The 16,145-nt window shown below is 47.9% G+C and carries 11 protein-coding genes; 5 read left to right on the plus strand and 6 right to left on the minus strand.

The window, feature by feature from the left end; genetic code table 11:
- Positions 1–44 precede the first annotated feature (44 nt).
- From Q4488_RS06110 to Q4488_RS06120, 3 genes are all read right to left on the minus strand, one after another.
- A complete protein-coding gene (locus tag Q4488_RS06110; protein ID WP_303579580.1) occupies positions 45–269 on the minus strand; it encodes a hypothetical protein in 225 nt (74 codons plus the stop codon).
- Positions 270–726: 457 nt separating this feature from the next.
- Complete coding sequence (locus tag Q4488_RS06115; RefSeq protein ID WP_303579581.1) at positions 727–1,434, minus strand: response regulator transcription factor; 708 nt, start codon at positions 1,432–1,434, stop codon at positions 727–729.
- Between the two features lie 52 nt (positions 1,435–1,486).
- Complete coding sequence (locus Q4488_RS06120) at positions 1,487–4,339, minus strand: cache domain-containing protein (RefSeq protein WP_303579582.1); 2,853 nt, start codon at positions 4,337–4,339, stop codon at positions 1,487–1,489.
- Between the two features lie 483 nt (positions 4,340–4,822).
- Here Q4488_RS06120 and Q4488_RS06125 point away from each other — a divergent pair, with 483 nt between their 5' ends.
- Positions 4,823–6,457 (plus strand): acyl-CoA synthetase, encoded by a 1,635-nt coding sequence (locus tag Q4488_RS06125; RefSeq protein WP_303579583.1) that lies wholly within the window; start codon positions 4,823–4,825, stop codon positions 6,455–6,457.
- A gap of 618 nt (positions 6,458–7,075) precedes the next feature.
- On the opposite strand, the gene Q4488_RS06130 is transcribed toward Q4488_RS06125, so the two are convergent.
- On the minus strand, positions 7,076–8,086 hold the full coding sequence (locus Q4488_RS06130) for an AraC family transcriptional regulator (RefSeq protein WP_303579584.1): 1,011 nt from the start codon (positions 8,084–8,086) through the stop codon (positions 7,076–7,078).
- A 193-nt stretch (positions 8,087–8,279) separates the two neighbouring features.
- Between Q4488_RS06130 and Q4488_RS06135 the strand changes: the two genes are divergently transcribed.
- The 4 genes from Q4488_RS06135 to Q4488_RS06150 are packed head-to-tail and all read left to right on the plus strand — an operon-like array spanning position 8,280 to position 13,415.
- Positions 8,280–9,029 carry an electron transfer flavoprotein subunit beta/FixA family protein gene (locus Q4488_RS06135; RefSeq protein ID WP_303579585.1) on the plus strand — a complete coding sequence of 250 codons (750 nt, stop codon included), beginning with the start codon at positions 8,280–8,282 and terminating at the stop codon, positions 9,027–9,029.
- Positions 9,030–9,040: 11 nt separating this feature from the next.
- Positions 9,041–9,970: an electron transfer flavoprotein subunit alpha/FixB family protein gene (locus Q4488_RS06140; protein ID WP_303579586.1), complete on the plus strand. Its 930-nt coding sequence runs from the start codon at positions 9,041–9,043 to the stop codon at positions 9,968–9,970.
- A gap of 25 nt (positions 9,971–9,995) precedes the next feature.
- Positions 9,996–11,741, plus strand: coding sequence for an acyl-CoA dehydrogenase (locus tag Q4488_RS06145; RefSeq protein WP_303579587.1), 1,746 nt, complete (start codon positions 9,996–9,998; stop codon positions 11,739–11,741).
- Between the two features lie 24 nt (positions 11,742–11,765).
- Positions 11,766–13,415: an electron transfer flavoprotein-ubiquinone oxidoreductase gene (locus Q4488_RS06150; protein ID WP_303579588.1), complete on the plus strand. Its 1,650-nt coding sequence runs from the start codon at positions 11,766–11,768 to the stop codon at positions 13,413–13,415.
- A 691-nt stretch (positions 13,416–14,106) separates the two neighbouring features.
- Here the strand turns inward: Q4488_RS06150 and Q4488_RS06155 are convergent.
- Together Q4488_RS06155 and Q4488_RS06160 are read right to left on the minus strand one after the other, a co-directional pair.
- A complete protein-coding gene (locus tag Q4488_RS06155) occupies positions 14,107–15,114 on the minus strand; it encodes an MsnO8 family LLM class oxidoreductase (protein ID WP_303579589.1) in 1,008 nt (335 codons plus the stop codon).
- 395 nt (positions 15,115–15,509) lie between these two features.
- The gene (locus tag Q4488_RS06160; protein ID WP_303579590.1) at positions 15,510–16,043 is read right to left on the minus strand and encodes a DUF2937 family protein; all 534 of its coding nucleotides are present in this window, start codon (positions 16,041–16,043) and stop codon (positions 15,510–15,512) included.
- Positions 16,044–16,145: the final 102 nt, after the last annotated feature.

The following is a 16,145-nucleotide window of genomic DNA, read 5'->3' on the forward strand; positions in this document are numbered from 1 at the left end:
TGCGGTGCAGTGATCAGGCTTTGCTGCATAATAACGGGCATGGTTTATTGTCCGTAAAGTGATTCAAGGTTAGGTGTGCGTTTCGCTTTGAATGATTTTGCAATGGTTGAAAACAGGGATGCAAGCAGTTGCTTTCTGGCTGCACGCTTTTCAGCGATACGCATCTCTTCCATTTCACGGGCCATACGCATAAAGTATTCGCGCTCGGACTCTGGGTGGTTTTGTGTTTGCTTATTGTAAAGATCGATATAGTAGTAAGTGGTTAACATGATTTTATTCCAATATTTTTTGCACTTATATGGTGCTGTTTTAATGCGATGATTTTTAATTCGCATTCTCTTGGGGCGTTTAAGTCTACGCGCGCACATTATCCAGAATCTACCTCTATGACAAAGGAAAGTTTTTCATCTAATTGGTGAGTTTTTCTAATCTATTACGGAAGTGATTGATTCATCACTGTCTTCTGAAAAGACCGGATGATAGGGGTTATGCCTGAGATGATTAATTATTGTGCAGCGACTGTCTTGAGGTTAAGGATAAATAATCGAATGTTATGTTTCTATCACATGATGCACTAATTTAGTGCATATTGAGTTTTTGTTATGCAGTGACACTAATCGCTAAGTTAAAGTGGTTTTAGCTTAATCATTAGAAAGATATGGCTGATACATATCAATATGTTGCATATGGCAGTGATCAATTTTGCTTAAGGGCGGTTTGGCGCGTTTAATTACGCCAGCTGACATCGGTGGTGAGAATGTAGCCTACCCCGTAGATGGTTTTTATAATCTCAGGGTTTTTGGGGTTCGGTTCAATTTTCTTACGTACGCGTGACATGCGGACATCGATGCTGCGATCAAAGGGTCTGGTGCTATCGCCCATGAGCTGATCCCGAGAGAGAATTGTTTTGGGGGTCTTGAGTAATTTGATTAATAGATCGTGCTCAGCTGAGCTCAATACGGTTTGCTGCCCATCAGCGCAGCTTAGGCTGAGTGTGTTGGGATCGTAACTCAGGTTGGCAAACTGAGCAATACGCGTTTCGCTGTGGGGTTGATTGTTTGCATGGTGGAGACGACGCATTAAGCTATTGACCCGTGCAATCAGCTCTCGGGGGATAAAGGGTTTAACAATATAATCATCGGCCCCTAGTTCGAGACCTAGCACTTTATCAGGCACACTATTGCGTCCTGAGAGAATCATGATGCCAATACGGTGAAGTTCGCAGAGCTGTTTAACCAACTCCATGCCGTCCATATCGGGTAGACCTAAATCGATAATACACAGGGCGGGTGGTCGAATACGTATGGCGTGACAGGCCTGTGCGCCGGTGTTGAAGCTGCGTACAGTATAGCCGAATTGTTCTAGTTCGTGACTCAGTAGTTGACAGATATCCTGTTCATCATCGATGACGTAGATGGTTTTATGGTGACTCACATCTTTCTCCGTTGTGACAAACGCGTCCGTCATCGCGTTGCGGTGGTGACGGTTATCGTTTGTTTCTATCCTGAAGTGCTTGTTTCAAAGCGGTCAAATCAAAGGGTTTCGTTAACATGGAGAAGGCAGGGTTGATTGGCTTCTCTTTACTTTGAAAGGAATATCCACTGATCAGTATGATCTTGCAATGACTATTTTCTCGATATAACCCATTGGCCAGCTCAATGCCGTTGAGAGCGCCGGGTAACATGATATCGGAGACTAAAGCATACAGTGTGGGTAATAGCGGGATGAGCCGTTGAGCTTCTTCAGCGCTATGCGTGTCGATCACCTCAAAATTGAGCGTGAGCAGTTGTTGTCTAATGATCGAGCGGACATCGGGGTCATCTTCAACGAGGCAGATGAGTTTGCTGTGCTCCTCTATGAGAGGCGGCTGTATTTGATGATTTAATGACGCTGTCGGACTCTCGCCGCATGGTTTTACAGCGGTATCGGATGCCTGTTTAGCGGGTAGCAGCAGGGTGACACAGGCGCCCCGATCTACATTATTTTGAACATTAATATACCCGTTTGATTGTTTGACAAAGCCGTAGACCATACTTAAACCCAATCCAGACCCTGCGCCATGTCCTTTACTGCTATAGAAAGGTTCAAAGCAGTGTGTCAGTGCCTGACTGCTAAAGCCTGAGCCGTTATCACGTAGGCGGATTTCACAATAGTGTCCTGGCGGTACAGCGGTATCCATGATGAGTGCTTCTGTGACTTCGATACTCTGTGTGATCACGCTTAGCGTGCCACCTTGAGGCATCGCATCACGAGCATTAAAAGCGAGATTGACGAGGGCATCTTCGAGTTGGCTGGGATCGGCAAAAGGCCACCATGTTTGGCAGCTGGTATGGCATTCAATGGAGATCTCTGTTGGTAGCGAACGACTCAGTAATTCAATGGTATCGCCGAGTAATGGTTCGAGATTGATGAGCCTCGGAGACAGCGGTTGTCGACGGGAAAATGATAACAATCGGCTGGTAATATCAGCCCCTCGACGGGTGGCTCGAATGGCGGGCTCAAGATAACGAAGGCGTTGATCATCTTTAGCATAGCGATCACTAATGGAGTGAAGGTTACCGAGAATAATGGTGAGCAGATTATTGAAGTCATGAGCAAGCCCGCCGGCCATCTGACCGACGGCATTCATCCGTTGAGCTGCGTTCAATTGCCGTTCAGCATCCTTCTCCGTGGTGATATCCGCGATGAGTATCAGGATGCCATTGACCTCATTTGCTTGATTAAAGCAGGGAATAAGCGTTCGCTTACAGACCATCGAATGTCGACTATCTTGTTGGTTGTATTCATCGATACTGACGCGACCCTGTTGTGCCGTTTTTAGCTGCTGATGGATTTGACGAAAGCGGCGCGCGCCGATGACTTCGACGAAGGGTTGATTGATGATAGCGGTTTTGCTGTGTTGATAGATCTCAGCAAACGGTTGGTTGATAAACAGTATATTGAGCTGAGCATCGAGATAGGCGATCTGCACCGGTAGCGCATCGAGAATCTGTCGTTGGCGCTGTTCTGCTTCACTGAGCGCTTCTTTGGCATGAGTCATCGATGCTGACGCTAACGTTAATTGGCGATTTTTTTCAGCTAACGCTTGAGTGCGCTGCGCGACTTTTGTGTCGAGGTTGTTGATGGAGTCGCGCAAGCGCTCGATCATCGTATCGAAGGCGTGTGCGAGCACACCGACTTCATCATCTCGTCGAATTCCGGTGGTCGCGCCTAGATCCCCTTCGGATATACGCTTAGCCGTGTCTGCTAAACGTTTAATCGGTTGACTAATCCATTGGCTGAATAACAGCATCAATAGCAGGGCAATCAATAGCGCGATGACGGCGATGACCATAATCCGTTTGCTGAGCTGCTCGGCGCTACTGCGGAGTTCATCGACATAGACTGAAGAGCAAATATACCAGTCAAAACCGGGTAAATAGCGCACCAGTGAGAGCTTGTCATATTCATAGTTACCGGGATCATTGGGGCGGTCCCACTTGTAGTAGAGCTCTTCACCGGAATCGGCGATTCGAATCAGATCTTCTGCAATTGAGTTGCCTGTCACCGGATTGATCAGTTTGGGAAAGTTGCTACCCGCGATATTGGCGTTGGGATGAATCAACATATTGGTTTTAGCATCAAAAACAAATAGATAACCGGTTGAAGCGATTTTAATCTCCTCGATACCGGCGCGTAATTCTTGCAACGTTTCTTGACGGATACGTTCAATATCGGTATCGAGATCGTCGAGATAAACGCCAGAACCGATAACAAAGCCCCATTGAGGGTAGTGCTTTACAAATGAAACTTTATCGACAGGTTGTTTTGAATCAAGGCGATGCCATTGATATTGATAAAATCCTTCGCCTTGATGTAACGCTAAGTTGATCACTTTATACACGTCAGAGAGGCCATCCGTTCTTTCACTGTTGGCGGTATTTTCGCCTTGATAACGAGAATCGGGGTGCGAGATGAGAACGCCATTATCGTCAGCAAGCCAAATATAGTCATTGTCGCCATACTTCAAGCTGGTTAGCTGTGCGAGTACATGTTGACGTGCTTGTGACGCTGTCATGCCATCCTCGATGGCCTGCGATAAGGCGCTTTCATAGAACGAGGCGGCGAGATCAACGACGGTTTGTAATTGCTTTTTGTGTGAATCGAGAGCTTGACGACGATATTGTTCTGTATCGACGTACAGCTTATTCGCCAGAGAGAAAACACTGTTGAGGGCGATACCGCTAGCATTACGTTCGATTTCAAAGACTTTTTGCTTGATCAAGGGCACCGAATAAAAATACACCAAGGTGAAAATCATCGAGATAATCATCAGTAGGGTGATAAAAAAGCGTTGCATCAGTGTTGATCTGAAAAGCATAGTGGGGTCGTCTGATCAGGGTGAGTGTTGATTATTTTAAAGTAAATCGTGGTGTCTCAATGAGTCTGTTACATTTTGTTGTAATTTGGACAGATTACCGCAACATTTAGGGCTTTAACTATGGGCCTAATTTATAAAAAATGCTGTGATATATAACAATAAAATTGCTGACCGATAGCTAAAGGTCGAATAAGCGTAAAGGTGCTTCCCTCATGCCCATTCTGTTGTTGTATTGCTGAGCGTTATTGCTTTGCCTTGACAGTGGTTGTTTGTTTCTGGGTCATACTCCTGTTGTTTCGTGTCATTTATCCTTGCCGTTATAGCAGTATCGGTTGGTTTTATCGTTGTAAGCTATAACCGCCATGGGCCGCGCTTTGAGTGGCTTATTTGATAGCGCTTTCAAAGTGCGGACCGAGTTTTGCCGCAAGGTAATCGGTCGCTAAATAAGTACAAGGAATAACGATGTCTGCACAATCCAATATTTATAATCAGTCGCTTGATCAACATCAGGCGAACTTCACCGCCTTGAGTCCACTGAGTTTTTTAGAGCGTAGCGCTAAAGTATACCCCGATCGTCTCGCCACGGTGTACGGGGATGTTAAACGGAGCTGGGCTGAAACCTATCAGCGCTGTTGTCAGTTGGCGAGTGCGTTAACACAGCGAGGCATTGGTTTAGGCGACACCGTATCGATTATTGCACCTAACCTGCCCGAACATTTTGAAGCCCACTTCGGTGTGCCGATGAGTGGTGCGGTACTGAATTCGATCAATACTCGCTTAGATGCTGAAGCGATTGCGTTTGTGTTGCAGCATGCTGAAACTAAAGTGCTGATGACCGAGCGTGAGTTTTCTGGTGTGGTCAATAAGGCGTTAAAAATGATCGGTAAAAAAATCCTTGTGATTGATATCGATGATCCAACCTATGCGGAAGGTGAACTGATTGGTGATACCACCTATGACGCATTTTTGGCTGAGGGGGATGTCGGCTTTAAAGGGGTTAAACCAGAGGATGAATGGCAGGCGATTACGCTGAATTACACGTCAGGGACGACCGGCGACCCGAAAGGGGTGGTGTATCATCATCGCGGCGCTTACTTGAATGCGGTGAGTAACATCGTGTCATGGGATATGGGTAAACATCCGGTGTACCTGTGGACATTGCCGATGTTTCACTGCAATGGCTGGTGTTTCCCGTGGACGATTGCGGCCGCCGCGGGTACCAGTGTGAGTTTACGTCATGTGCGCGCCGATATGATTTTTGAACAGATTAAAGCGCAGCAGGTAAACCATTTTTGCGGCGCCCCTATTGTGTTGAATATGCTTAATAGCTCGCCGGCAGAACTGAAAGCGGGGATTGATCATCAGGTCAAGGTGATGGTCGCCGGCGCTGCGCCACCGGCTTCTGTTATTCAAGGGATGGAAGAGCTTGGTTTTCAAGTGACTCATGTTTATGGCTTAACAGAAACCTATGGTCCATCGGTGCTGTGTGCTTGGCATGATGAATGGGATCAATATGATGCAGAGAAAAAAGCACGCTTAAAATCCCGTCAAGGTGTTCGCGCACCGATGTTAGATGGATTAATGGTCGCAGATTCCGAGACGCTTGAACCCGTGCCGCAAGATGGTGAAACCATCGGTGAGATCTTTATGCAGGGTAACTTGGTGATGAAAGGTTACCTTAAAAACCCATCAACTACGGATGAAGCGTTTAAAGGCGGTTGGTTCCATTCGGGGGATTTAGCGGTGTGGCATACGGATGGTTATATCGAGATCAAAGATCGTTCCAAAGATGTGATTATTTCCGGTGGCGAAAATATTTCCAGTATCGAGATCGAAGATGTGCTGTATCGTCATCCCAAAATCCAGGATGCTGCGGTGGTTGCGCGGCCCGATGAAAAGTGGGGTGAAACGCCGTGTGCATTTATCACGACCAGTGCAGGCGAAACGGTGACTGAACAGGAGATTATCGAGTTCTGTCGGGAGAATATGGCGCACTTCAAAACCCCTAAACGGATTGTGATGGGTGATTTACCAAAAACATCGACCGGCAAAATTCAGAAGTTTTTATTACGTAATCGCGCTAAAGATCTGAAATAACGATTCAACGTGTTAAAGCGAAGGGGTTATCCCCTTCGTTTTTCCCATGAGAGTCAAGCCGGAAAGATAGAAGGCTCGCCGTCATAGGTTCAGTATGATGATCACGCGGCATCACTGCGCCGTGCCTCGTGCGGAGTGATGACGAGCTTCGATCAGTGGCTTTACGCGACTGTAATCGAGAAATTGTTGTTGTAATAGGACAGTTTGTTAGCGCTACATCAGGATCACTGTCAGGCCTGTCTGCTGTTGAGGCTGGCATGTTCAGTCAACCTAAAGTCACGCCGTTGTCGCCTCAATGAGCGCTTGATATGACTATCTGCTGGAGTACACTGAGGTGATTAAGCGTTGCCGCTGTGAGGATGCGGTGGCGGAAGGGTTGCTATAGGAAAAGCGCGGCGGGGTCTGTATCGCACGCGGCAGCCTGAAACGAGTGACGGCAACCGCAAGCTCTTAATCAATCAGCCTATACTGAGTGAGCTGACGGCCAACTGGGCGTTAAGGTAGCGGTGTTGATGATTGGATCGCGCTGATTTGACGAGCGTAGCGAGAGTGAGTATTTTGTTTTAATCGGACAGTCAGGCCTTACACGGCCGACATGTCGCCTAGCCATACTGATCGCTAGCTTTTGGATTTACGATATGTGCTCGGTGAGATACCGGTCCAGTGTTTAAATGCGCGTGTAAAGGCGGCCGACTCGGCGAATCCCAACATTCGGGCAATACGGGAGATCGGTAGATTCGGTTGGCTAAGTAGGTGAATCGCTTCATCACGCCTGACACTGTCTTTGAGCTCTTGAAAACTGGTGCCTTCTTCATCGAGTTTTCGCCGTAAGGTGCGGGTGGTGGTGTGAATGAGCCTAGCGATATCTTCCATGCTGGTGTCGGCCATTGAATCTGAACTCTCTAGATAATCGATCACCTTACGGGTGTAGACAGGGTAATAGGACTGTCGTTTGAACCAATCTAACGGTGCGCGACGCAGATAACTACTGAGATTCTGCTGTGTTTGCACAACGGGCGCGCTAAGAATGGCGCGATCGAATGAAAAGCTGTTGTCCGCCTGTTGATAGGCAGCAGGGCAGGGAAACATGAGCCGATACTCTTCAAAGTGAGCGGGCTTCGAGTGTTGAAATGTCACTTGTTTGAGTGGAATACGTTGACCGATTAGCCAGCTAGGAAAGCGATGCCAGAGTAATAGAAGAAAGTCGAGTAGGGCAAAATCGGGATCTTTGCTAGGATCCGTTAGTGTTAGCGTAAATGTCGCGGTGTCGCCCGCCTCACTAAAGCTTAACTGAGAGGCAGGTACTACGAGGTTGTAAAAGTGAACCGCATGCTTGTAGACCTCGCGAAGATTGCTGCTGTGAATCACGAGTTTGGCCATCAGTCCGAATACGCCATTGCGGGATGGTTGGCTACCAAGACAGAGATAATCATCGTCACCGTGATGCTGAATCGATTGCACTAGGCGACTCAATTGCATCGGGGTGATACGGACTTCTTGATTGCTCAAGAGTTCACGATTGAGGCCGGCTTCGAGCATCAGTTGTTGCTCATTCAGGCCCTTAAGGCGAGCACCCTTGAGCATGGCATTAGCGAAATGGATAGAAACTGAGTGATGGTTATAGCTCATCTCAATATACCGGTATCATTGTAAGGGCTGTCCTATAATGGTTTTGTTTTTCCGATATTAACAGACTTGTCCGAAATTGAAGGGCTATATGTGTCCTAAAATATCAATTTTAAGGCTTTTTTTGTTATTGTTGTTATCTGTTTGCAAAGGCAAACTAGATAACAATAAAACCTCAACATAAACAGTGAGTGCTATGAAAATACTTGTCCCAGTAAAACGTGTAATTGACTACAACGTGAAAGTACATGTTAAGTCAGATAATAGCGATGTTGATCTGGCAAATGTTAAAATGGCGATGAACCCGTTCTGTGAAATTGCAGTGGAACAAGCGGTTCGTCTAAAGGAGGCGGGCATAGCCAGTGAAGTCATCGTTGTGTCTATCGGTGATAAGAGCTGTCAGGAACAGATTCGTACCGCTTTGGCACTCGGTGCCGACCGTGGTATTCAGATTGACACTGATACAGTGACTGATTCCTTATCAGCGGCGAAACTATTGAAAGCCGTTGTGCAAGAGGAGCAGCCGCAGTTAGTGATCATGGGTAAGCAGTCGATCGACACGGATAACAATCAAGCGGGTCAAATGCTGGCAGCATTATTGGATTATCCACAGGGCACATTCGTGTCTGACATGAGTGTTGAAAGCGATAAAGTGCAGATTGTCCGTGAGGTTGATGGTGGTTTGCAAACCCTCGAGCTGGATCTGCCGGCGATTGTGACAGTTGATCTACGACTGAACGATCCTCGTTATGCTTCATTGCCGAATATCATGAAAGCCAAGCGTAAGCCGTTGGCGGTAAAAACCCCAGCAGAGCTTGGCGTTGAGCTGAACAATAAAGTGACGCTAGTGGCCGTTAATCCTCCAGCAGATCGTCAGGCAGGCATTAAAGTCGCCTCCGTAGACGAGCTGGTAGAGAAGCTGAAAAATGAAGTGAAGGTTCTTTAAGGAGACGACTGATGACTATTCTGGTAATTGCAGAACATGATAACGCAGAGCTAAAGCCTGCGACGCTGAATACCTTGGCTGCAGCACAGCAAATCGGTGGTGATATTGAGTTGCTGGTGGCGGGCTTTAACTGTCAAGCCGTGGCCGACTCTGCCGCTGGCATTCCTGGCGTGACAAAAGTATTGCTGGCGGATAACGCGGCGTATGAGCATGAGCTGGCTGAAAATATCAGCAAGCTGATTGTGGCACTGGTGAGCGGTCACAGCCATATCTTGGCGTCAGCGACCACTAATGGTAAAAACTATTTACCCCGAGTGGCGGCGTTGTTGGATGTTAATCAGCTATCCGATGTGATTGCGATTGAGTCTGCCGATACGTTTCAGCGTCCTATCTATGCCGGTAATGCGATTGCAACAGTGAAAACCGATGATGTGGTGAAGTTACTGACGATTCGTGGAACCGCTTTTGATGCCGTGGTTGATACCGGTGGCAGTGCCGCCATTGAAACCGTATCTGAGGTTTGTGATAACGGTAATGTACGTTTTATTAAAGAAGAGTTGGCCAAATCTGATCGTCCTGAACTGACAACCGCAGGGGTGATTGTCGCCGGTGGCCGAGGTATGGGTAACGCTGAAAACTTCGATATGTTGTATGAACTGGCGGATAAATTGGGCGGCGCGGTGGGTGCTTCTCGTGCGGCGGTTGATGCGGGCTTTGTCCCTAATGATCTACAAATAGGACAGACGGGTAAAGTGGTAGCGCCGGATCTCTATATTGCGGTGGGTATCTCCGGTGCGATTCAGCACTTGGCGGGTATGAAAGATTCTAAGGTGATTGTGGCAATCAACAAAGATGAAGAGGCGCCTATCTTCTCTGTTGCTGATTATGGATTGGTCGCCGATCTGTTTGATGCCCTACCGGAACTATCTACTCAGATCTGAAAATGGAAAATTACAGGTAACGATCATGAATGATTATAAACACCCCCTAACTGATGTTGAGTTTGTTCTAAATGAGCTAGTACAGTTCGACGACCTTTGTGTCGGGGCGGGACTGGATGAGGTTAACGCTGAATTGGCTTCAGTCATTCTGACTGAAGCGGGTAAATTGGGTTCAGGCGTGTTAGCGCCACTCAACCGTACCGGTGATGAGCTTCATCCGGCGATCGGTGAAAACGGCGTAGCAGAAACTAAAGGTTTCGCTGAAGCTTATCAGGCCTATGTCGAAGGGGGCTGGGCCACACTGACGGCTGCTGAAGAGTTTGGAGGTCAAAACCTCCCTAATGTACTCGGGACGGCAGTCAACGAAGTTTGGCAGACCTGTAATATATCGTTTGCTCTGTGTCCACTGTTGAGTCAGGGCGCGATTGAATCGATTAGTCATCACGGTAGTGATGCGCTGAAAGAACACTATCTGCCAAAACTGGTGAGCGGTGAATGGACCGGTACCATGAACCTGACCGAGGCCGGTGCCGGCACCGATCTGGCGGCGGTTAGTACTAAAGCGGTACGTGACGGCGATCATTACCGTATTACCGGTCAGAAAGTCTTTATCACCTGGGGTGATCATCAGATGACGGACAATATTGTTCATCTGGTGTTGGCGCGTTTACCGGATGCTCCCGCGGGTGTGAAAGGTATTTCACTGTTTATCGTGCCTAAATTTCTGCTGGATGAGAACGGTAATCCTGCTGAACGAAATGATGTCGCCGCGGTGTCGCTGGAACATAAAATGGGGATTCACGGTAGTCCAACCTGTGTCATGAGTTTTGGTGATAATGGTGGCGCGGTTGGTTATTTGGTGGGTGAAGAACATAACGGCCTCGCCTATATGTTTACCATGATGAATCATGCCCGTCAGGCCGTTGGTTTACAGGGTTTAGGTGTGTCTGAGGCGTCTTATCAGTTGGCGTTACAATTTGCTAAAGACCGCATTCAAGGGACGAAAAAAGATGGCAGTCGTTATCCGATAATCCGTTTTGCCGATGTCCGTCGAATGTTGATGCAGATGAAATCGGGTACTGAAGCGATGCGGGCACTCTGTTTGGTGGCTGCCGCTGAGGCCGATCGTGACAATAGTGCACGACTTGAATTATTGACGCCGATCGTCAAAGGTTGGGTCACAGAGTTTGCTCAAGAGCTTACCTCGCTGGGGATTCAGATTCACGGGGGGATGGGCTTTGTTGAAGAAACCGGTGCGGCGCAATATTATCGTGATGCGCGTATTCTGCCGATTTATGAGGGTACCACAGGGGTTCAGGCACTGGACTTGGTGGGACGTAAAACATTGATGAATGGCGGTGAATCACTGCAAGCGCTGTTGGATGAAATGGCCGCTGATATCAGTGCTTTTGAAGCTCTCAGCGGTGACTTTACACTGGCTGCGCAACAATGTCGTACCTCACTCGATAATGGTATAGCGGCACGTCAGTGGTTACTGGATACTGCTGCCGATAGAAATGCATCGGCAAGCGCCTGTGTTAACTTTATGATGCTGTTTGGTTTCCTCTGTGGTGGTTGGTTGATGGCCAAGAGTGCCGTTAAGGCACAGGCTAAACTGGAGGCGGGTGAGGGCGATCCTGCGTTTTTGCAGTCTAAGCTGGTCACGGCGCGTTTTTATTGTGAACATGTGATGCCACGTACACAGTCTTATCTTGCGTCTGTTATTGCGGGCGGTGAAAGTATAATGGCGCTGGACGAAGAGCAGTTTTAATAGCGGTATTCGAGGATAAGAATAATGCAAAGAGAATCGATGGAGTTTGATGTCGTCATTGTTGGCGCCGGCCCCGCAGGACTATCAACTGCCTGTCGTTTGATGCAGCAGGCAAATGAGGCAGGCCAAGAGTTGATGGTGTGTGTGGTCGAAAAGGGGGCTGAGGTCGGCGGTCATATTCTTTCTGGCGCGGTGATCGAGTCCCGTGCGTTAGACGAGTTGTTCCCTGATTGGAAGGAACAAGATGCACCATTGAAAACCGCAGTCACTGAAGATCAGGTCTACCTGCTACGCAATGCTGAAAAAGCCACCAAGTTACCTAATGCTTTTGTGCCTAAAACAATGCACAACCATGGTAACTATATTGCCAGTGTGGGTAATCTGACCCGCTGGTTGGGCGAACAGGCGGAGCAGTTGGGTGTTGAAATATTCCCCGGTTTTCCTGCCTCACATATTATCTATGGTGATGATGGCCGAGTGGCGGGTATTGGCACCGGTGATATGGGCTTAGATGAGCATGGCGAGCAGAAAGATACCTATATGCCGGGTATGGATCTGTTAGCTAAATACACCATCTTTTCTGAAGGCTGTCGTGGTCACCTCGGTAAAGAGCTGATCGCCAAATTTGACTTGGATAAAGATGCCGATGCACAGCATTATGGTATCGGTATCAAAGAGTTGTGGGATATCCCCGCGGATAAACATCAGCCTGGGCTGGTGCTTCACGGTGCTGGCTGGCCGTTATCAGAAGCGAATGCGAGTGGCGGCTTCTTCCTCTACCATGGGGATGATAGCCAAGTGATGGTGGGTCTAATTACCGACTTGAACTACGACAACCCACACTTAAGCCCGTTCGATGAGTTTCAGCGCATGAAGCATCATCCGCTGATCTCTCAGTATCTAGAAGGAGGTAAGCGGATCTCTTACGGTGCACGTGCCATCACCAAGGGAGGCTTTAACGCGTTACCGAAGATGACAATGCCAGGGGCGTTATTATTGGGTTGTGATGCGGGTACGCTAAACTTCGCTAAGATCAAAGGCGTTCATACGGCGATGAAAACCGGCATGATTGCCGCGGAGACGATCTTCGCAGCATTAACCAATGGTGATGAGGGTGGTAAAGATTTAACCGCTTATAGCGATAACTTTAACAGCTCGTGGGTTTATGATGAGTTGTATCGTACGCGTAATTTTGGTCCGGCACTGCATAAATACGGCACCTTTATTGGCGGCGCGGTTAACTTTATTGATCAGAATATCGTTAGTCTGCCGTTTACTCTGCGTGATAATCATGAAGATTATGCACAGATGAAGCCGGCATCCGAGTGTACCAAGATCAGTTATCCTAAGCCGGATGGCGTGCTCAGTTTTGATAAGAACTCTTCGGTATTTTTGTCTAACGCTAACCACGAAGAAAATCAGCCTTGCCATCTGCAATTGAAAGATAGCAGCATTCCATTGATGCAAAACTTGCCGAAGTTCGATGAGCCGGCGCAGCGTTATTGCCCCGTGGGTGTATATGAAATTTTGCAAGATGCAGCCGGAGAAAAGGTATTTCAGATAAACAGTCAGAACTGCGTTCACTGTAAAACCTGTGATATCAAAGATCCTGCCCAGAATATTACCTGGGTAACACCGGAAGGTGGTGGTGGACCTAACTATCCAAATATGTAACTAGAACGGGGCTTATGCCCCGTTTTTTTATTCGCACTATCAAGGGAAGGTGCGAATAAGTCCGTTATGTTCTCTGCGGACATTAGAATAGCCAGATACGCGAAAGCCAGTGCAGCGAAATGTCTGGACCTTCCCAAGCTTATAGGCTGAAACTAATGTGAGTGACGGTTGAGGTTGCAAGTGGATGACAACTTATCGCTTAAACACTTTTGCTCTGTGAATTATAGTGCTGAGTGAAATCAGTGAAGTGGTAAAGCTTGGATAATAAGCTTGGATAATAAGCTTGGATAATACAGAGACCTACGATAGGCGTTACGGATAGCCGTTAGCGTCTGTGATTGAATTAATGCGTATATGATAAGGGGTTAAAGCATCGTCGAATGTTGCAGGTTGAATAAACGAAGAAAGCCTAATCATACCGGGGGGATTTGAAGAGGAGCTTTAACGACTGCTTATTATCCAACCTGCAGCAACATAATTGCAAAATAAACCTTTGTTTACAATGGGGTTGGCTCAGGCTTTACCCATTTTGGGTAGTGCATTGTCCGCGCCGATAAACGATTTCAGTCTAGCTTCAATCGCTGCTTTAAAGCGTTAAGCCGGCGCTAATATGGGGTAAATTTAGCGCCTCAAGGGTTACTACATCGGGTTGCTAAATCACCCGTTGAGGCTTGTATTTATGCTGGGCTGACTAAAAGCCTTTGATTAGCTGTGTATAGCTATCGAGTCGGTCGGCCTGACTATGGGTGACCGCCACCGTTGATATTTCATCACACGCAAAAGACTGAGCCAGTTGAGTGATCTCTTCGGCGCACTGTTCGGGAGTACCGACGGTATAACCGGCGAGAATATGATCATACTGTGCTTGATGACTGACCGAGAAGGTTTGATAACGGTCCTGTACTTCTGATGGGGTCAAAAAGGCTTCGCGTAGGCCGAGTTGGGCAGCGAGTTTGCGGTACACCGCAGTGCCCGCTCGTTGCTTGGCTTCGGCTTCTGTTGGCGCACAGATACAGGCGATAGCCAGCATCTTATTGGGTTGTTGTGGGTGCTCAGCCTTTTTCCACTGCTCAATGTATTGACTAAAAATCGATGGACGACAGTTATCCGGATCAATAAAGCGAGCCAACGCAATATTGTAGCCTAAATGACCTGCAAGTCCCGCGCTGCCGCCGCTAGAACCAAGCATCCAGAGTTCTGGCTGTGGGGTGCTGTCAGGCAATACTTTTATTGCGCTGAACGGATTATTGTCTGGCAGGTTGCCTTCGATAAAACCCTTTAACAGTTGGGCCTGTTGCGTATAGAGATCGCCATGATGAGGTTGATGTGGATAAGCCAGTGCCTGCGAGGTGAGGCCAGTACCGCCGGGCGCGCGACCGATGCCAAGGTCGACCCGTTCTGGAAACAGAGTGGCCAGCATTTTGAAGTTTTCAGCGACTTTCAGTGGACTGTAGTGGCTGAGCATTACACCACCGCTACCGATGCGGATATTTTTGGTCACACTGGCGATCGCGGCGGCCATGATTTCAGGGCAGGGATTAGCAAAATGAATGCTGTCATGATGTTCAGCCACCCAATAGCGATAATAGCCGAGTTGATCGCACAGTTGGGCCAGTTCGATTGTTAGTTGTGGTGCTTCGATGGCGGCATGGGAGCCATGCACGGGGGACTGATCAACAACGGACAGTTTTAAGCTCATTAGAATCTCCTGTAATTATTAATATGTTAATTATTTTAGCCCTAGAGATCAATAACTCTACGCTGTATATGCTGTTGGCAAGTTAAGAGCATCAACTAACGGCACCTTCCCTAACTGTATGTTGGTTTCCATGGCGATGTTATTGCAACATTCTGGACGGAGCTGCGGCGCTAACGGTCGGTTATAGAGGTAACCGTGGCCGTCATCGCACTGATAAGAATCGAGTAGGCTAGCTGTTGCTGCCTCTTCAGTCCCTTCGGCAACCACTTCGTCCCCAAGTCATGGCCGATACCGATGATATGTCTGACGAGTCGTCTGCTGACGGAAGCGTCGGTAAATTTACTAATAACACTATGGTTTCGTTAAGCGAGTTGCTCAGATGCCTAGCGGGGAGCTCAGCCGGTAGGTGTCTTTTGCATGCGTGTTTTGCGTAGGCGTAAACGTGTTATTTGGCGTGCCATCAAGGTGATTGGCAAGGTGATGAATAGATTCAATAATAGCCCGACGATCACGCCAAAGATGAGGCCTTCCATCGTCAGTGGAATGCCAGGGGTAAAGTTGTGAAAGGTTTTTTCAAGATAATGATAGCGTGAAGGTGTTGCCATATAGAGGCTTTTGTCAATCAGTGTGCCACGGCTAAATAGCTCAATACCGCTCTGCAGTTGTTGGTAGTGTGCAAGGGTGGCTTGCTTTTGTTCGGCATCGGCACGCACGCTGGCGACACTGTTGTGACGATGATGCTCAATCATGGCGTTGATATCGGCGTAACCAAAGCTTTGCGCCGTGTGTTGATAGCCCGCGACCTGCCAGCGGGTCGATTCATATAAGCCGTTGAGAAACTGCTGATAGTGATCTGCTAGTTGGGGTACTTGTAGGGCCAGCAACAGGGTGATGCCAAAGAGTAGTTTATCGATCAACCGTGCAATCAATGTGTTTGCCCTCTCGCTGTTGTCGGGTTAGGGAAGGTGCGAATAAGTCAATTACGCCTCTGGCTTACAGAGAAGCTGGAGATCAAGGCAACAGTTACAGGC

It is taken from the genome of Amphritea sp. 1_MG-2023, assembly GCF_030547545.1.
Lineage (GTDB): Bacteria > Pseudomonadota > Gammaproteobacteria > Pseudomonadales > Balneatricaceae > Amphritea.

Bases quoted from the DNA above. Each gene is read 5' to 3' on its own strand.
- Q4488_RS06110 (WP_303579580.1), bottom strand. From the start codon at position 269: ATGTTAACCACTTACTACTATATCGATCTTTACAATAAGCAAACACAA.
- Q4488_RS06120 (WP_303579582.1), bottom strand. From the start codon at position 4,339: ATGCAACGCTTTTTTATCACCCTACTGATGATTATCTCGATGATTTTC.
- Q4488_RS06125 (WP_303579583.1), top strand. From the start codon at position 4,823: ATGTCTGCACAATCCAATATTTATAATCAGTCGCTTGATCAACATCAG.
- Q4488_RS06130 (WP_303579584.1), bottom strand. From the start codon at position 8,086: ATGAGCTATAACCATCACTCAGTTTCTATCCATTTCGCTAATGCCATG.
- Q4488_RS06135 (WP_303579585.1), top strand. From the start codon at position 8,280: ATGAAAATACTTGTCCCAGTAAAACGTGTAATTGACTACAACGTGAAA.
- Q4488_RS06140 (WP_303579586.1), top strand. From the start codon at position 9,041: ATGACTATTCTGGTAATTGCAGAACATGATAACGCAGAGCTAAAGCCT.
- Q4488_RS06145 (WP_303579587.1), top strand. From the start codon at position 9,996: ATGAATGATTATAAACACCCCCTAACTGATGTTGAGTTTGTTCTAAAT.
- Q4488_RS06150 (WP_303579588.1), top strand. From the start codon at position 11,766: ATGCAAAGAGAATCGATGGAGTTTGATGTCGTCATTGTTGGCGCCGGC.
- Q4488_RS06155 (WP_303579589.1), bottom strand. From the start codon at position 15,114: ATGAGCTTAAAACTGTCCGTTGTTGATCAGTCCCCCGTGCATGGCTCC.